Consider the following 17,899-nt stretch of genomic DNA (forward strand, 5'->3'; position numbering starts at 1 on the left):
TCGCGCTTGCGGTCTTCGGTTTCGCTCTGCGCGTGAATTCGAATCCGATTGCAGCCTAAAAAGCCCCTTAACTCTCTTCGCGGAGTTAAGGGGTTTTCGTCGTTTACGACGATCTTAGGCGCGGTCATACCCGCACGATTTCCGCGCGGACCAGTTTCCCCGAAGACGCGTCGCAAACGAACTCGCTTTCTTCGATCCACATCAACGCGGCTTGAGCGATGCCCTGCGCGTCCGTACCCGTGACCACGTAATACGGCATGACGCGAATCTGGCCGCGCAGCTTTGCCCAAGCTTCCGCGGGATTCAGAACCGGTTTGGCCATCGCTTCGGCGAAGCGCTCGGGACGCACGCGGCGGAAATGCAATTCGTCGGAAGCCGCCGCGAGACGTCCGCTGCGGCGTTCGACATAGAGATCGAGGCAGGCGCCGAGCACGGGAAGTCCGTGCACCAACCGGTAGACGCGAATCTGCACGAAGCCGCCGCCTCGGGCCCGGAAAGACGATCGCTCCTTGCCCGCAAGAAAAGCCCAGCGGTACGCTTTGGGCTTGGCGCTGCGAAGCAGGTAATCGAGCGAAGCCGCGCGCGCCCTTCTTAATTCTTCGCGATCCAGCGGCTCCGATCGCCGGGAATCGGCCGCCGGAATCCTGCCGTGCAAAGTCCGGATCGGGGCGGAAGCGCTTCGTTTGGCCGATGCGCCGCCCCGCAGGTCGATCCATTCCCACGGACCCAACTTCTCGCCGCTGGGCATCTGTTTTCCTGTCCGATCGAACAAGCGCGGCGGGCACAAATAGAACGGCAGAACGCCCGATACGTCCAGCGCGTACGTTCCGCGGACGCAAGAAGCGTCTTCCGGCGGCCGTATGGCCGCGGGCGGCCCGTATTCGTCCGGCGGAGCGTCGAACCGGCAGGCGTTCCAATCGGTACGCAGATCTTGAAGTCCTCCGGAAGCTTTCATCCGAATGAATAATCGAGGTCCCCGGTACAGGGGAATTCCGGCATGATGGCGCGCGTATTCCAACAGCATCTCGTCGTTATCCAGCTCCACCGCTCGAATCGGCAGCAGCTCCGCCGGATCGATATCCGGCCGTTCGCTCGCGATATGCTCCAGCGCGAGCGAAGCGTAATGCGCGCTTTCTTCATGCGACAAAGCGCGCACGCCGCCGGCAGGGCCGCTTCGGATACCCGACAGCGAATCCGGTTTTCCGCGTTTGTTCAAGGGGCTCTCCTCCCTTGTATCCCAGTTGGACTTGGCTTCTTGCCGTCGACGCGATCAGTAAGGCAGCCCGTCGTCATCGCGTTCTTCCCGCCGTTCCAGCAGCCGTTCGGCCACGGTGCGGAAATCTTCGGGTTGAAGCAGCTCGATCGGGGAATGGCCTTTGTCGAACACGAACGATTCGCCTTCCAGAATGACCGCGTAACGACCGTTCAAGCGCGTGATATGCACCCCGTAGCCGAAGTCGGCCAACAGTCCTTTGACCTGCGTGTTGCCGAGCTTGAACTTGACTTCGATGTCCGGTTGGAACTCCGTGATCCGCTCGGCCGCTTCCATCACCTGTTCCGGCTCCCACTTTTGCTGAAGATCGCGTTTGTCGCTCGCCGTCCACAGTTCCAAGTCATGCTCTTCGCGCTGACGTTCTTCGCTGGATTCGTCGGGCCATTTCTCTTCGACGTAGCTGTGCACGAACTCCATCACCCGCTCGGTCACGATCTCCGGGACCGACTGCTCGTAGACGACGAATTTCAGGAAATCTTCGAAGTAACGGGCATGGGAAGGCTGGTGAATCTTCAGTTCCCATTCTTCGGTCATGCCCGCTTCCGGCATATGCGGATACATGATCGACTTGATGCTTTTGGTGCTGATCGCCATCTCGACTTCGTCGATCAGATTGCGCTCGTCGGAGATGCGCGCGATCTTGTTCTCGAAGTCGCATTTCATGACGAAAATAAACGGATCGTCGGAATGGGTGGTCATTTTCGCCCGGGAGAGAATCAACGCTCCGCCGCGCACGGAACCGGTGTCCAGATAATTGCGGACCAGATCGTCGCAGGCGTTCTTGAAATCTTCTTTGCCGTCCGCCGTGCGCATGCGGTTGAACATATTGAAGTTCGGATTGCTGTCCAGCTCGTATCCCGGCTCCACAATAAAGGTTCCGATCTTGGTCGGCGCCTGCTCGGTCAGCGGGTTTTTCTCGACTTTGCGTTTGGCGATCCTGGAAAATTCCCCGTCCAGAAACTTTTTCACCGGACTATCTTCGTAATCGTAATCATCCATGGTCTGGTAATGCTTGTATCCTCTTGCGCCTTGCCCTTCGCGTCCTTCGACTTGAATGACGAAGAACGACAAATATTCGATATCGAAACGCATAATTCCTTAATCCCCTTCTGCTTCCGCCTTATGGAACGATCGTAGGCGGAGAAGCCTTGATAACGTCCGCGCGCCGTCTTCAAAGCGCGAACGTCTGTCTGCCTACGATAGCACGAGCACCGCGTTTGAACAATCCGCTAACGCAAAAAACCGCGGCTTTTCGCCGCACGCCGAAAAGCGGCTTGTCGCAATCGACAAAGCCGCGCCAATCGGTTTCTTGCTGCTGCCGTCTTCCCGTTCCCGAAACGCCGTCGCCCCGATTCCGAAGCGGTCTCCGCTTGCGGAACGTTTACTTGCCTTGACGCTGCTGCATGAACTCCAAGCCTTTTTGCAGCAGTTCCTGCATCGAGCCGAACTGCGTATTGGCATTGACTTTCTCGTCCAGCTCTTGCGGAGGCACGCTTTGAAGCGCGTTCGGATCGCTTCCGCCGATGCCGAATTTCTGAAGCATCTCCGCAGCGGACTTGAACGGCGTATACTTTTGCAGGAATTCCGAATTCAGCAGTTGGTCCAGAGGAAGCTTCTGGAGAATCTCGTTCAGCGGGAGCTTGCTGACCATCTCGCTTAAGCCGCCCAGATCTCCCTGCTTCAATTTGTTGAATGCGTCGCCCAATCCTCCGAGGTTAAATCCCATTCTAACCGCCTCCTTCTAAAATATGCGTCAAACGTTCTTACCCGGATCGCCCGGCAGCTTAACATCCAGCCGGCTCATCGCTTCTTCCTTCTGCCGGTCGGAAACGTGCGTATACACGGTCGTCGTCTGGATCGAAGAGTGGCCGAGCATTTCCTGCACCGTGCGCAGATCGGCTCCCCGCCGCAGCAGCATGGTGGCGAACGAATGGCGGAGTTTGTGGCTGGAGTACGGAATGCGTTGATGCGGTTCCAGATCCTGCTGGAACCGGTCGAACGTGTCGGCGGCGAGCTGCTGAATCGCGCGAATGGACATCCGTCTTCCTTTTTGCGAAACGAACAGCGCTTCCTCCCGATCCGTCCACGGAGACAGACGCTGCCCGATCGCTTCTTCCAGCATGTTCGCGACGGCTTCCGGCACGGGCAGCGTGCGCCATTTGCGTCCTTTGCCGAACACCTGAAGCGATCTGCGTTCCGCGTTGTAATGGGAGACGTTCAGCGCATGCACCTCGCCGACCCGAAGACCCATATAGGCCATCAGCAGGAAAATCGCCAAGTTGCGTTCCCGGTATTTGCCGTCGACCGCTTGAAGAAACTCCCCGATCTGCCGTTCGTCCATGTAGACGGGGGCCCGATTCTTCTCGGTCTTGGCTTTTTTGATCCCGACCGCCGGGTTATGTTCCAGCAGTTCGAGTTCGATCAGCGCTTTGTAGAAACAGTGTACGGCGGCATGCTTGCGGTTCCGCGTCGCGTCTCCTGCTCCCGCGCGTCTGGCGTTCGACAGGAACGACATGACGTGAATCTTCTTCGCGTCTTCCAACTGTCGTCCGCCGAGTCCGAGCAGGAACTGCTTCACGTCGCTCAAGTAATTTTTCTGCGTGTAATCCGTGTATCCCGCGTCCTGCATCCACATCAGAAACGCTTCCAGATATTCGGCGTAAACTTCGAATTCTTCGTCGTCCGGTATCCGGATCGTAGCCATGATCATCGCGCTCCGTTCTGTGCCGGCAGATTTCTCTCCCGAGTTTCTTCCTACATATTGTGGACTATGAGAGCGGTCGGACGCAAGATTCTTGAATGGAATAAGCAACATTCGAGAGTCGAGAAGCGTTGAATAATCGAAGAGGCCATAACGAAAAGCGAGGTGAAGCCTGTGGTAGCGGATCAGAACCCGTGGTCGTCCCTGATCTTATTTTTTATTTCTTTGCTCGGCATTTTCATGAAATGATACGAAGAATTCGGTTTATGGTTACATAACAAAAATTAAGTTAACTAAAATGATTTTAAATGTTGAAAGGAGCTTCATACCATGAAAAAAACGAAACGAACCTTCACTCTTCTACTCTCCGCGAGTTTGGCTTTGTCTCTGATGCCTGCCGCTTCGGCCGCGCCGCTTACGTCTTATTCCAACCCGTGGATTTCTTCCGCTTCCAACGATGTCGTAAAACCGTTAAAAAAGGCTTGGACGCTGCAAACGGATTCTTCCGACGCGATCGCGATGGGCAATCTGATCGTCTATTCGGCAAAAGGCAAACTGCGCGCCGTCAACGCCGCGACAGGACGCGAACAATGGAACGCCGCTTATACGAAAGCTTCCGAGCTGGCGGTCGGCGAGAACGCTCTGTATTTCGTCGACGCCAAAGGCCAATTGGTCGGCTTGAACGCCAAGACCGGCAAGAGCTTGTGGAAAACGAAAACGGGCATCGATCCGAAAAACGGGCAGGCTTCTTTGACGCTGGCAAACGGCATGCTGTATGCGGGCGGCTCGCACGTGCTGAAGGCTTACAGTCCGAGCAGCGGCAAGCAGGTTTGGAAACAGGAGACTCAAAGCGATTGGGCCGCTTGGGTGTCAGGCGTATACGACGGCGTGTTGGTCGTCTCCGCTACCGTCAGCGGAGCGCTGACTGCCGAGCACTATTACGGCTACGACCCGAAGACCGGCAAACCGCTATGGGAACTCGGCGGCAGCCACGGCATGGTGCTGGATCACCGCAAAGGCCATGTCTATATGCGCGACACCTGGCCGATGCCGGATACGACATATGCGGCCCGACTGGACAAAGTCAACGTCAAAACGGGCAAAATCGCGGCTTCTTATGATTATGTGACGGTATTGGACGGCATGTATCAACAGGCGGAAGAAGTGATCGTCGACGGCGACTCCGTCTATATCGCGATGGAAAAGTATCCGAAAGATTCAATCGACGGCTATTCTTCGGTGCTTTACCGGTATGCGATCGATCAAGATCCTGCGAAGCAGAAACCGAAGACTTACGAAGACCGGGGGATTTTCTTGGCCGGACCTTATATGGATCGCTTCTTCGTGCAGAACGGACTTGAACTTCAAGCGGTAAGGTTCGACGGCAAAATGACCCGAACTTACGATATGCCGGACAATCCGGTGTCCCGCCTCGATCTGATCGGAACGGGCGCTTACGTCGGACTCAGCGACGGGAAGTTCTATCTGGTCGATATTCCTTCCGGCAAAACGCTGGGCTCGATCGATGCCGGCGGCCGGGTCTACGGGCAAACGTTGTCGGCGGGCGGAATGATTATCGTGCAATCGGAAGGTCGAATGATCGCGGTCAAACGCCCGGCGACGCTTAAGCCGTAAACGACATGCAGAGGCTTCGGAGGATGCGAATACCCGAACTATGTTTCAGACAATTAAATTTTGCGGTATATATTCAGGGAGCCAAGCATCGCCAATCTGCCGAGGTGCGCCAAGCACCCGAAAGGAGTCTCGACCCATGACAGATTCTAAGAAACCCGTACTCGAGCCTGCAGCCCAGAAATTCGCCGACGACAACGCCAAGCCGCCTTTCCTGTCCGATCTCGGACCCGAAAAAGGCCGCGAGACGGTCGACGAAGTGCAGTCCGGCGAAATCGCCAAGCCCGACGTCGATCTGGAAGACAAAACGATCTCCGGCGGTCCGAAAGGCGAAGTATCGATCCGGATTCTTCGTCCGAAAGGCTCGACCGGTCCTCTGCCCGTTCTGCTCTATATCCACGGTGCCGGCTGGGTATTCGGCGACGCCCATACGCATGACCGCCTGATCCGCGAACTTACGGTCGGCGCGGAAGTCGCGGTCGTGTTCCCGAATTACAGCCGATCTCCGGAGAGCAAATATCCGGTCGCGATCGAAGAAATCTACGCGACGCTGGAATGGATCGCGGCGCAGGGAGAGCAAGGCGGTTTCGATCTGTCGAAACTCTACGTGGGCGGCGACAGCGTCGGCGGCAACATGACCGCGGCGATCACGCTGATGGCCAAAGAACGCGGCGGTCCGAAGATCGCCAAGCAGCTGCTGTTCTACCCGGTAACCGACGCTTCGTTCGATACGGATTCGTATAACCAATTCGCGGAAGGCTACTTCCTGATGAAGGAAGGCATGAAGTGGTTCTGGGATCAGTATACGACCGATCCGGAAGAACGCGCTCAGATCACGGCTTCGCCGCTGCGCGCGACGACCGAGCAGCTTCAAGGCCTGCCGGAAGCGCTGGTCATCACCGGCGAAGCGGACGTGCTGCGCGACGAAGGCGAAGCCTACGCGAACAAGCTGCGCGAAGCCGGCGTTCCGGTGACGGCGGCCCGTTTCCAAGGCATCATTCACGATTTCGTGATGCTGAACGCGCTGGCCGAGACCAACGCCAAGAAAGGCGCGCTGCTGCTGGCGAACGCTTGGCTGAAAGGTTGATTTTCAAAAGCAAGAGCCGCCCCTTTAAGGGAACGGCTCTTTTTTGCGATCCGTAGTCGTCTCGCTTTCGTCTTTTTGATTATTGCGTACCGACTTCGCTTTTGGACCAATCGAGCGGGATTTTTACGGTCGTCTCCGGCGCTTCCTCCTTGCTTCGATCCTCCATCGTAACCGAGATTTGTCGCAAGCTGTCCGGACTGATCGGCGCGAACTCCATTTCGAAAGTCCATTTGTCTGCCGAAGTCCGATAACCGAGCGTCGCCGACAGATAAACTTGTCCGCTCGCGTCCGTCAACGAAGGCGTGAGCATCTGAAGCTTCGGGTCATTGATTTCATAGCGCATGACGGTTCGATCTTTCAAAAAGTCGATGCCGGTAACGGTCATTTTGTCTTCGCCGTAACCTTGCAGCACGACAGGCGTTTTCCCTGTCCATTCCGCGTCGACCTGTTTACGGTTTTCGGGAATCATTTTCGTAACCCGGTTAGCTACAAGAGTTAAATATTTTGGCTGCGGGTTCGACGTTGTAAAAGGCTCATATTGTCTCGTAGGCTCCCACTTCGACATGAGCCAATTCTCTTTGTCGTCGTAAAGTTGGAAAACGAATTCTTCTTGAAGCGCTGGATCCGAACTTTCGACAGGGTTTACGGTCAACCACGTCGTGATCGGTCCGGCCACCACTTTCTCTACCTTGTATTTTCGGCCTTGCAGTTCGAATTCCGTATTGGGATAAAGCGTTCGAGTCACTGCTTCCGCCTTTTTCGTCGAGAGCGGAATGTCCGCTTTCCAACTTCCGTCTTTGGTCGCCAGACGCGTCAGGTTCAAGCGAACGGTAGTTTCCGACGGATGGTAGTCTTGCTGGAAATCGAAACGGATCACGCCGGCAAAGCGATGATCGTCCAGAAACGTCTTCGATCGCGACGGTTCGGTCATATCGTTTTCGCCCGCGCCGTCGACCGTCAAGGTGTAATTGAAAGAAGCATTGGCTTCGTTCAAGGCCGGATCCGACTTTTTGTTTTCGGCCACGTAATTGATTCGTGCCTCCGTCCCGTCATAAAAAACGTCCAGCAGCGTCAAAGTCACGCCTTGATCTTCGATCGTCAAATTCAGCGGCGTGCTTAGCTTCTGCTGTTCGATCTGTTCGTAACCTCGGGTCCATGCGACGCCGACCCCCTGCTGATAAGTGAGATCGGTCGTGGAGATGCCCGACAGATCCGGACCGGCCGTCTCCCGATTCAGATACCCGTTCGCCCCTGCCGCAACGCCGGCGGCAATCACGAGCGCGGCCGCCGCTTTGACCCATACGGCCGGACGCGCTCTTTTTTTCGGAATCGGCGTCGGTTTCATGCGGTTTTCTTGTTCCCACACGTTATCGAACGATACCGACGTCCGAAGCTCCGCGATCGCTTCCGGCGCTTCGCGTTCCAACCGATGTTCGAGAGCCGCGAGAGGAAGCTTCTCGCCGCCGGTTTTATGCAATTTCGTCATTTCGAACCCCTCCTTGCTTGAAGCTGACCGTATCCGCCTTCGTTTGCCGGGTTAAGCTCCGGAAATCTTCGCAGCTTTTCGAGCCCCGCAGCTAATCGGGATTTGCACGTCCCGAGCGGGATCGAAAGCGTCTCTGCCGCTTCTTTGAGCGGAAGTTCCGCGTAATAATGCAGCAGAATCACTTCCCGGTTCTTATGCGGAAGCTTGCACACGGCCTGCCAGAGTTCCTGCTGCCGTTCGCTGCGCAGCGTCATCGTTTCGGCCGTAGCATCTGCAGCGCGTTCGGGAACCTGCCCGAATAATGTCTGCCACTTTAGTTTGCGATAATGGCTGCGGGCCAAGTTCACGGCGATCCGAGCCAGCCAAGGGCGAATCGGTCCGTCCTGACGATATTGCTCGTATTTGCTGAACGCCCGTATAAACGTTTCCTGCGTCAGATCGTCCGCCAGCGTTTTGGACTTGGTCAAAGCCAGCAGGACGCCGAATACGGCGTTCGAATGATTCTTGAACAATTGCTCCGCCTCCTCCCGGGTCAATGCGTCGTTCATATCGGTACCCCTCCTTCTTTTCTGCCCGATATACGCTTTGAGCCGGGATCGAGTTCGGACTTTTTCGAAAAAAGAACATAAAATCTTTTTTAGTTTACCATAATAAAGTTACGTAAACTAATTCTCGGTTTGTCGCTCGTTTAATCGAATGTGACGAATCCCATCGCCTTTTTGGCCGCGTTCAGCGTGAGATTCGCTTCTTCCGCAGCCCGCCGCGCGCCGCGATTCAAGATCTCGTCCAGCTCGGCCGAATCGACGATTTCATGGAAACGCCGCTGAATCGGCGCGAGCTTCTCCACGATCACTTCCGCCAACTCTTTTTTGAACGCGCCGTAGCCCTGTCCTTCGAATCTTCGTTCGATCTCTTCCGTCGTCTGACCGCCGAATACCGAATAGATCTCGATCAGATTGCTGACGGCGGGCTTATTCTCCCAATCGTAACGGACCTGTCCTTCGGAATCGGTGACGGCGCGAGACAGCTTTTTGCGAATCACGTCCGGCTCGTCGAGCATCAGGATATAACTGCCTTTGTTCGGATTGCTTTTGCTCATCTTCTTCTGCGGATCGTCCAGACCCATTAAGCGGCAGCCGATCTCTTGAACGACCGCTTCCGGAACGGTAAAGGTCCGGCCGAATCGATTATTGAAACGCTGCGCCAGATCTCGCGTCAGTTCCAAATGCTGCGTCTGATCTTCGCCTACCGGAACATGCGTCGCTTGGTACAACAGAATATCCGACGCCATCAACGCGGGATACGTGAACAGCGCCGAACTGACGCCTTCTTTGCCGTCGGACTTTTCTTTGAACTGCGTCATGCGGCTCAGTTCGCCGAAGTAAGCCTGAGTCTCCATGATCCAACCCAATTCCGCGTGCGCCGGGACCTGGGATTGCAGGAAAATGACCGATTTTTCCGGATCGATTCCGGCTGCTACGTAATAAGCCGCGATCTCGCGCGAACGACGGTGCAGTTCTGCGGGGTCCTGCGCGACGGTGATCGCATGCAGATCCGGCACGAAAAAGAAACTTTCGTATTCGTGCTGATACTCGACGAATTGGCGCAGCGCTCCCGCATAGCCGCCGATATTCAATTCTCCGCTCGGTTTGATGCCGGACAAAATCCGTTTCTTGGCGCTTTCCGTACTCTTTTGTGTCATGTTTTTCTCTTCCTCTCTTTTTTTCAACCTTACGCATTTCTCTTCGCTCGCCGCCGAACGACGCAAAAAAAGACACTCCATCCCTAATAAGGGACGAAGTGTCTGCATACGCTCCGCGGTACCACCCGAAATTCGGCCGCAAGGCCGCTCTTGGACCCGTCAAAACGACTAACGGGGTTCCCGGGATAACGGAGGGATGCCGTCGACGCCTACTGATCGCCTACGCGACGTTCGGGCCGAAGCGAACGGACCCATTCGCGGAACCTTGTCATGCCGGACCTTGCACCGATCGCCGGCTCGCTGAGATGACGCTGATTTCCGCTACTCTTTCCGTTCTTGGCTTATGAGTATGGATGGTTGTTGTAGGCCAGTGTACGGCATTTATGATCAAAAATCAACCTTAGCATGCCCGAACTATTCGATGCGGCCCGAAACCTTTGCACAGAATCGCGTGTCTATAGAAATAAGGAAGAAAAACCGAAGCCTTTTTTAGGAGGAATTCCCTATGAATATCTCGAGTTCTCGGTCGGCTTCCGGATTTCGCAGATTCGTGGTTCCCGTAGTCGTTCTGCTGCTGATCGGCAGTACGCTAACGAGCGGCGCGGTAAACGTATCCGCTCAAGCCGCGCCCGCGGGTATCGCTCGACAAACCGCTCCGGCGACTTCGTCTTCTTCGAAGATCGCCGCGCCGACATGGAGCCGCACGGCCGAAGACATTCAAGCCGTTATCAAAGAAAATCGAATCTATTACCAATCAGGGTCGGGATTGACAGCCGCCGACGCTTCGACCGGCAAAACGTTGTGGACTTATCCGAAGGATTCGGTCGTTCCGGTTCTCTTGATCAACCGCTCGCTGTATACCGCCACCAAAAGCGGAAAGATCGTCAAATTAAATGCCGCCGACGGCAAGGCCATCTGGTCGATAAAGGCTCCGGCGCGCAAAATCCAATCTTCGTCCGAAGATTATGTGTTAAACGAGCTTCATGCGGTAGGTAACGTGATTTATATCTCCGACGACGCGGGGGTTGCGCAGATTGACGCTTCCTCCGGAAAAACGATTCGCAATTTCCCGAACCTGCGCGGTAAATTGATCGGCGTTTATCAGAATCGAATGATCGTCTCCACCTTCGTATCAGGCGCTTATATGCGCGGCATTCTCACGGCCTACGACGCCAAGACCGGGAAGATGATTCGCGAGTTCGACGGGGATTATTACGAGATTGTCGGCTATCGGGATCATTACGCGTATGCGCATCATATTCCGCTCGGAATCGATAACGGATACGGAGCGATTATCGACAAGATCGATCTGAAGACCGGCAGAACGGTTAAACGCTTCAACTATCTTCCGGTCGAATATCTGGATCGCTCTTCGTCGCAGAAGATCATCATGTTCGGCAATGATTTCTATATCGTGCAGTACGGAGAAAATTCCGATCGTATCCAACGTATCCCTCTGGACGCTCCTTCCGAAAGCAAACCGGAGTCGATCTATCAAGCGAGCGACATGATCAACGATTTTTCCATAACCGGCTCGACGATCGCGGTACTGTTGAATAACAATACGACGGTCGTATCGGATCGCAAAAAGGGAACGACCCTCGCATCCGCCAGAACGCCATCCGACCATTCGGTCTATGCCTTTTCCCGGTTAACGATCGAAAAAGGAAAAGTGTTTGTTCAGGCCAAAGAAAAAATTCATGCCGTTTCGATTTCGAAATGAATTTTTCAGCATGATAAACATAATAATAATTATGTAAATAAAAGATTTAAATAGTCTTTGATCGAAGCGGAATATCCTTTTTATGTATATTTTTTTGACAGGAAAGTGGGCGTCTCGACTAAAACTAATCGATTTCAGAGTAAACAGCGTATAATTTATATTATACGCTGTTTTTAAAGCGTGTTTTCGTTCCCTCATAAGACCGTTTTTAAAAGCAGAACCCCTTCTTCAAACACCTTTTTTAGCTGCTTTTTATCGGCTTTTGTCCATGCAGGAACGAAATACTCTCCGTCTCCCCTCAATGCAGGAGGGTTCGTACCATAGAAAACGCGATCATAAATCGGCGTTAGCCGGTCTTGATCTCCGTAAAAGATTTTCGCGCAGGTATGCGCGGCATCGCTTACGCAATTCCAAAAATTCAAAAATTCATGACAATCCAGTGCTCCGCCGTGATCGAGCTGATCGAATTGTCCGCGCAGCCGATCGATGGAAATCGTCGAAGATTCTTCCGTTACGATATTCAAACCTTGCTGTTTATCGTAAGCGACCAAGTCTTCCCGAGAGTCGAATAGCTTCAATCGATTCCCTTCGCTCAGAAACCCGTCACGTTCTTCCGTGTACCATACGCATCGATACAGATGATCGTCAATCTCGAATGTTACCGGATAATAAGATCTCAAGTTATCACTCCTTTCAAATTACCATAATTATAATTATGTAAACTCAAATCGAGCTTGAATCAAATCAGTTGGAAATTTCGAAGCACACTTATATAACCACCCTCGCGGATTTCGATTCAATTGCCCGAAAGGCCCAGAGCAATCGCTCTGGGCCTTTCTCGAAACCTTATTTATTTCGTTCGGAATTCATTTTACAGACTTCTGCCGATCAACCTCTCAAAAATCCCGGTTCCCGATAGCTCGGATTCGGATACGTGTAGAACCCCTCGCCCGTCGCTTTTCCGAGCTTGCCTTTATCGATGTATTCGGTCTTCAGCAGATCCGCCACGGCTTTATAATCCGCGTCGTCCGTCTGATCGGCTCTCGTCTTGGCGACATGATAAGCCGTATTGAGACCGACGATATCGAGCATGCCGAACGGTCCGACCGGAGCGCCCGTTCCGACCATCCATGTTTTGTCGATCGTTTCCACGTCCGCAATACCGGTGACCAGCAGCTTCTGCGCCGAACTGAGCAGCGGAACGAGCAGCGAGTTGACGATATAGCCGGGCTGCTCTTTTTGCAAAGGAAGAGCGACCATGCCGATCTGTTTGGCGAATTCGACCACGTCGTCGAACACCTGATCATCCGTCCGCTCGTGTCTCATGATTTCGCCGGTATTGTTCTTCCAAATTTCGTTCGCGAAATGCAGAGCCAAGAACTTCTCCGGACGGCCTGTCGCTTCGACGAATTGACTCGGCAGCAGCGTGGACGAATTGGTGGCGAATACGGTATGCGCGGGAGCGACCTGCGCCAGCTTGCGATAAAACTCGTTTTTGACCGGAACGGATTCCGGTACTGATTCGATGACCAGGTCGGCATTTTGCGCAGCCTCGGCCAGATCGCTTCGGAACGTCAGACGCCCCCAAGCCGCTTCCAACTCTTCCGCCGACGTGCCCAGATCTTCCGCATAACGCGGTTTAAGCTGTTCGATTCGGCTTTTCGCTTTTTCCAAAGCTTCGTCGTTGATATCGTATACCGTTACCGCGAACCCGTGGAGGGCAGTTTGAAAAGCGATTTGGCTGCCCAATACTCCGCTGCCGGCAATCAGAATATTCGTAAAGCTCATCCTCAAACATCCCTTTCAATTTCAAGTTAGTATATATATAAAAGTTTGCATATCACTCTTTTATCTTAACGCTTAATTTAATTTTAAGCAACTTAAATCGAGAATAATCGAAAAAACGCTTCGCTTCCGGAGCCTGTTAAGGTCGCAGAAACGAAGCGCTTTTCTTTTTTTATCGAAAATGATTTTTCCGAAAATCAGACTTTGAATTTGTCGATCTGACCGCGCAGTTCTTCGGCGATGACGGCCAAGCTTTCTCCGGAAGTGGCGATTTCTTCGATCATGCGCAGCTGTTCCGCCGTTCCGGCAGCCGCTTCTTCGGTGCCTGCGGCATTTTCTTCGGAGATTGCCGCCAGATTCTGGCTCAAGTCCATGATCTTGTTCTTGTTGGCGGTCATCGCGAGGGACGAATCGTTCAGCTTGTCGATAATCGATTTGATGATCTCGATCGCGCCCGCAATGGATTTAAAGTGATGTTCGGTCGTGTTGACGCTCTCCGATTGTTCTTCCACGACGACTTTCATCTTCTGCATCAGAACGACCGCATCCTGCGATTGGTCTTTCAGCTCGTTGATCACGCTTTTGATATCGTTGGTGAAGGTATTGGATTGTTCGGCCAGCTTGCGGATTTCGTCTGCCACGACTCCAAACCCGCGTCCGGCTTCTCCGGCTCTGGCCGCTTCGATCGCCGCGTTCAGCGCGAGCAGATTGGTTTGATCCGCGATATTCTGAATCATGCTGCTGGCGCTTTCGATTTTCTCGGCGCTGGCGCTGTTGTTCAGAATGATCTGCTGCACGGCGTGCGAGGCTTCGTTGTTCTCCTGATTTTTGTCGATCAAAGTCTTCAACACGGCGAATCCGGCTTCTTTTTCTTGATCGATCCGGAGGGTCGCGTTGTTCAATTCCTGACGGAAAATCGAGTCCTCTTCGATGCCTTGACCGACGTGTTCGATGCTCGTCACGACATGTTCCGTATCCTGGGCTTGGTCGGTCGCGCCTCTGGCAATCTCGTCGATCGCTTTCGTAATCTCTTCGGAGGCGATCAGAACCTGCTGGGAAGTGGCGGATAACTGTTCGGACGAAGCGGCGACTTGTTCGGAGACTTCGGCCGTTTTGGATACGAAATTAGCCACGTTTTCTCTCATTTCTTCCAGCGCGCGCACGATCTGGCCGGTCTCGTCTTTTTTGTTCTTGTAACGGTCTAAAGGCGATGCCTGCGCGGTCGTGAAGTCGAGCGCGGAGAAGTCTTTCATCTTGCGGGCTACGGCGATGATCGGTTTGGTGATGCTCGAAGCCAAGAGGCTGAAGAATCCGATGGTCAGCAGCAGGATGATCACGGCGGAGACGATCACGCCTTGGATCAGATCCCACGATTTGGAGCCGAGTTCCGCTTTGGTGATCGCGGATGCGACGACCCAGCCCGTATCTCCGGCTTTCTGAGGATTGATCTCGTAGACTTCTCCGTCGATCGTCACGCTGAACGGCTTCGGCGAAGCCGCCATGACTTTTTCCAAGCCCGGAATATTCACGTCTTGAATCATCTTGAAATTGTTTGCCGGATTTTTCCCGTCCGCGATGATCATGCCGGAGGAATGAATCAGCATCGCATAACCGGTATCGCCCAATTTCATGTTCTTCAGGATATCGCTGATCACGTTCTGTTGAACGTCCATCGCGATCGCGCCGATGACTTTGCCCGAGGAATCGGTGACGGTCTTCGCGCTGCTGATCAGCAGTTGGGAGTCGTATTCGTAAGGGTCGGTGCGGATGATGTCTCCCGGCGTTTTCATCGCTTTTTCGTACCAAGGTCTTTTGCTCGGATTGTAACCGGCGGTAATCTTGGATTCCGGCCATTGGACATAACCGCCGTCGGGCAGCCCCATATAGACGTACTGCGTACCCGGATGATTATCCGCATATTGTTGGAAGACTCGGAAAATGTCGCGTTCGCTTCCGCCGTTCTGAAGCGGCGTCATCGCGGTATCGACGGTGGTATTCTCGTAATTTTTCATATTCTTGGCGCTCATCACCTGCGGATTAACGGCAAGCGTCGATAAATTATTGTCGAGTTCTTTGTAATAGAGGTCGATCGTCTGCGCGATAATGTCCAATTGCTCGTTGGAATTGGAGTAATAATCCTCGTAGGATCTGGCGTTGAGCGTATAGGAGATGTAAGCGCTCAAGATTCCGAAAGCCAGAACGATGGCCAAACTGGACGATAATAACAGTCTCAAGCGGATTCCGGAAAGGTTAAACTTCATAGGATTTCCTCCTTGTAGAGTAGGTTTCGATGTCAAAGCCAAGGACTGTTCATCCTTATGCTACGGTTCTCTTCGCTTCAAGTTTACATAACATTTAATATGTTACCATTAATTTTTTCGGGATTTTTTAAAAATTCCGTCTCCTCAAGTCGCAGTCTTTTCCGGATTAACCGGCTTATCTTATTTATTCGGTCTGGCGAGTTCGGTAGTGAAGGCTTGGATCTCGGCTTGCGAACGAATACGCAAAAAAAGACGAAGTTCGATCCTTCGCCTTTTTTCTTACTGATTATTCATCGAATATTTTCTTGACCGCGTACGCTGCAAACGACGCATATTCTTTGATAAGCGCGGGCTGCGGTTGATCGCCCGGCACATTTCCGTCGATCGATTCGCTTAGGCTTGAGCCGTAGGCCGAATCACGATCTCGCCCACGTCGACCTCGTCGGGCTGATCGATCGCGAACGCGATCGCCTTCGCCACGGCTTCCGGCGGCATCGCGATCCGGTCCCGCAATTCTTCCAGCTCCGCTTTCGTCCCGTCATCCGATATCGTATCGGAAAAATTCGTGCGCGTCATGCCCGGAGAGATCACGGTGACCCGCAGCTTATCGCCGGCCTCCTGCCGCAGTCCTTCCGAAATGGCGCGAACGGCGAATTTGGTGCCCGCGTACACGGCCTGTTTAGGAACGACTTTGTGCCCGGAGGTCGAAGCGACGTTCACGAAATGCCCGAAGCCCTGCCGCCGAAAAATCGGAAGCGCTTCGGCGATGCCGTACAGAAAACCTTTGAGATTCACGTCGATCATCGCTTCCCATTCGTCTACGCGAAGTTCTTCGAGACGGGAGATCGGCATGACGCCGGCATTGCCGACATAGACGTCCAACTTGCCGTAACGCTGCATCGCCAGATCCACCAAAGCGGAGACTTCTTCGCGGCGGCTTACGTCCGTACTGACGGATACGGCTTCGCCGCCCGCTTCGGCAATTCGCGATACCAGATCTTCGAGCGCTTCCGGCCTTCTCGCGCCGAGCACCAGTTTGGCTCCTTGCGCCGCCAGCAGAAGCGCCGTCGCTTCGCCGATCCCGCTGCTGGCTCCCGTTACGATCACTACTTTGCGTTCGATGCTCATTCGAAGTTCCCTGCTTTCCGTTGGCTGTATTCGGCCGCGGTCTGTCGCGACCCGTTTCCAGCATAGCCCCGAATCGAACAGGAACGGTATCCGATTCGAAAACGATTCTTGCCTATTCCTCTTCGGAGCGATTATAGTAAGGGAGCCAAGTCAAGTCATTCTGAAAAGAAGGGGTTTCCATGCTTACGAATTCCGGCAATACGGAACAGCTTGCGGAACTTGCGTCGCTGATCGCGCTTCGGACTCCCTCAGACGGCGTATTTCCTTCAGGCGTGCCGTCGCTTTGTTTTCGCCGCGTATCCAGACCGATCAAGCCGGAGCCGTCTTTCGCTCATGCTTCGTTGTATCTCATCGTTCAAGGTTCCAAAACGATCACGTTAAAAGGAGAACAGGTTCGCTTCGGGCCGCTCCATTATCTGATCAATCCGATTCATCTGCCGGTAACCGCGGAGATCGACGAAGCGAGCGCGGAACGGCCTTATCTCAGCTTGCAGTTGGAATTTTCCGTCGAAGAGATCCGCGAAGCGCTCGGAGAATCGCCGCCGATCTCGGACGCCGATCCCCTTTCCGCGATGTTCGCGAATCCGACGACGCCCGAAATTCTGGATGCGGCGCTGCGCTTGGTTCGTTTATCGCAGCGGCCCGAAGATGTTCGCTTTCTGGCTCCGCTTGCGACCCGCGAAATCTTATATCATGCGCTTCGGAGCGAACAAGGGGCTTGGATCGCGCGCTTCGCGCTGCCGTCCAGCTTGCCTCATCGCATCGCGAGAATCGCGGACCGCATCAAACGCGAATACGACCGTTCGCTTCCCGTAAGCGAGTTGGCCGAAGAAGCTCATTTAAGTCCCGCTTCGCTGCACAAACATTTTAAAGCGCTGACCGGCATGAGTCCGATTCAGTACCAGAAAACGATCAGATTGCAGACCGCGCGCCAGCTGATGTTTTTCTCGGGATTGGCCGCCGCGGAAGCGGCTTTTCGGGTCGGCTACGAAAGTCCTTCGCAATTCAGCCGAGAGTATGCCCGAATGTTCGGGCTGCCGCCGAAAAAAGAAACGGAGCGCCGATTAGCGGAAAAGTCGCGTTAATGCGTCAAACCGTCTCGAAATCCTCTCGCGAAAAAC

15 protein-coding genes and 1 other annotated feature are annotated in these 17,899 nt (G+C 53.9%); of the genes, 4 read left to right on the top strand and 11 right to left on the bottom strand.

The window, feature by feature from the left end; translation table 11 throughout:
* Window positions 1-124 precede the first annotated feature (124 nt).
* The 4 genes from CDO73_RS03415 to CDO73_RS03430 all read right to left on the bottom strand — a co-directional run bounded on the left by CDO73_RS03415 (window position 125) and on the right by CDO73_RS03430 (window position 3,977).
* On the bottom strand, window positions 125-1,216 hold the full coding sequence (locus CDO73_RS03415; RefSeq protein WP_088487081.1) for a hypothetical protein: 1,092 nt from the start codon (window positions 1,214-1,216) through the stop codon (window positions 125-127).
* Between the two features lie 54 nt (window positions 1,217-1,270).
* A complete protein-coding gene (locus CDO73_RS03420) occupies window positions 1,271-2,365 on the bottom strand; it encodes a DUF3900 domain-containing protein (RefSeq protein WP_088487082.1) in 1,095 nt (364 codons plus the stop codon).
* A 289-nt stretch (window positions 2,366-2,654) separates the two neighbouring features.
* A complete protein-coding gene (locus CDO73_RS03425; RefSeq protein WP_088487083.1) occupies window positions 2,655-2,999 on the bottom strand; it encodes a hypothetical protein in 345 nt (114 codons plus the stop codon).
* 27 nt (window positions 3,000-3,026) lie between these two features.
* Complete coding sequence (locus CDO73_RS03430; protein WP_088487084.1) at window positions 3,027-3,977, bottom strand: tyrosine-type recombinase/integrase; 951 nt, start codon at window positions 3,975-3,977, stop codon at window positions 3,027-3,029.
* A 327-nt stretch (window positions 3,978-4,304) separates the two neighbouring features.
* Between CDO73_RS03430 and CDO73_RS03435 the strand changes: the two genes are divergently transcribed.
* The gene (locus tag CDO73_RS03435; RefSeq protein ID WP_088487085.1) at window positions 4,305-5,609 is read left to right on the top strand and encodes a PQQ-binding-like beta-propeller repeat protein; all 1,305 of its coding nucleotides are present in this window, start codon (window positions 4,305-4,307) and stop codon (window positions 5,607-5,609) included.
* 136 nt (window positions 5,610-5,745) lie between these two features.
* The gene (locus CDO73_RS03440; protein WP_088487086.1) at window positions 5,746-6,693 is read left to right on the top strand and encodes an alpha/beta hydrolase; all 948 of its coding nucleotides are present in this window, start codon (window positions 5,746-5,748) and stop codon (window positions 6,691-6,693) included.
* A gap of 79 nt (window positions 6,694-6,772) precedes the next feature.
* On the opposite strand, the gene CDO73_RS03445 is transcribed toward CDO73_RS03440, so the two are convergent.
* The 3 genes from CDO73_RS03445 to trpS form a co-directional block, all read right to left on the bottom strand.
* Window positions 6,773-8,179: a DUF4179 domain-containing protein gene (locus tag CDO73_RS03445; RefSeq protein WP_088487087.1), complete on the bottom strand. Its 1,407-nt coding sequence runs from the start codon at window positions 8,177-8,179 to the stop codon at window positions 6,773-6,775.
* The gene (locus tag CDO73_RS03450) at window positions 8,176-8,727 is read right to left on the bottom strand and encodes an RNA polymerase sigma factor (RefSeq protein WP_088487088.1); all 552 of its coding nucleotides are present in this window, start codon (window positions 8,725-8,727) and stop codon (window positions 8,176-8,178) included. The genes CDO73_RS03445 and CDO73_RS03450 overlap by 4 nt, the downstream gene beginning before the upstream one ends.
* 140 nt (window positions 8,728-8,867) lie before the next feature.
* Window positions 8,868-9,881 (bottom strand): tryptophan--tRNA ligase, encoded by a 1,014-nt coding sequence (gene trpS, locus CDO73_RS03455; RefSeq protein ID WP_088487236.1) that lies wholly within the window; start codon window positions 9,879-9,881, stop codon window positions 8,868-8,870.
* A gap of 86 nt (window positions 9,882-9,967) precedes the next feature.
* Window positions 9,968-10,228: a binding site (T-box leader), on the bottom strand.
* 158 nt (window positions 10,229-10,386) lie between these two features.
* Between trpS and CDO73_RS03460 the strand changes: the two genes are divergently transcribed.
* Window positions 10,387-11,604: an outer membrane protein assembly factor BamB family protein gene (locus CDO73_RS03460; RefSeq protein ID WP_088487089.1), complete on the top strand. Its 1,218-nt coding sequence runs from the start codon at window positions 10,387-10,389 to the stop codon at window positions 11,602-11,604.
* Window positions 11,605-11,798: 194 nt separating this feature from the next.
* On the opposite strand, the gene CDO73_RS03465 is transcribed toward CDO73_RS03460, so the two are convergent.
* The 4 genes from CDO73_RS03465 to CDO73_RS03480 all read right to left on the bottom strand — a co-directional run bounded on the left by CDO73_RS03465 (window position 11,799) and on the right by CDO73_RS03480 (window position 16,778).
* Window positions 11,799-12,284: a hypothetical protein gene (locus CDO73_RS03465; protein ID WP_088487090.1), complete on the bottom strand. Its 486-nt coding sequence runs from the start codon at window positions 12,282-12,284 to the stop codon at window positions 11,799-11,801.
* 208 nt (window positions 12,285-12,492) lie between these two features.
* Complete coding sequence (locus tag CDO73_RS03470) at window positions 12,493-13,392, bottom strand: 3-hydroxyacyl-CoA dehydrogenase (RefSeq protein ID WP_088487091.1); 900 nt, start codon at window positions 13,390-13,392, stop codon at window positions 12,493-12,495.
* 194 nt (window positions 13,393-13,586) lie between these two features.
* Window positions 13,587-15,650, bottom strand: a complete 2,064-nt coding sequence (locus CDO73_RS03475) for a methyl-accepting chemotaxis protein (RefSeq protein ID WP_088487092.1) — start codon at window positions 15,648-15,650, stop codon at window positions 13,587-13,589.
* A 393-nt stretch (window positions 15,651-16,043) separates the two neighbouring features.
* On the bottom strand, window positions 16,044-16,778 hold the full coding sequence (locus tag CDO73_RS03480) for an SDR family oxidoreductase (protein ID WP_088487093.1): 735 nt from the start codon (window positions 16,776-16,778) through the stop codon (window positions 16,044-16,046).
* 179 nt (window positions 16,779-16,957) lie between these two features.
* Here CDO73_RS03480 and CDO73_RS03485 point away from each other — a divergent pair, with 179 nt between their 5' ends.
* Window positions 16,958-17,863 carry an AraC family transcriptional regulator gene (locus CDO73_RS03485; protein ID WP_088487094.1) on the top strand — a complete coding sequence of 302 codons (906 nt, stop codon included), beginning with the start codon at window positions 16,958-16,960 and terminating at the stop codon, window positions 17,861-17,863.
* Window positions 17,864-17,899: the final 36 nt, after the last annotated feature.

The sequence above is a fragment of the Saccharibacillus sp. O23 genome, assembly GCF_002205895.1.
Taxonomy (GTDB): Bacteria; Bacillota; Bacilli; order Paenibacillales; family Paenibacillaceae; genus Saccharibacillus.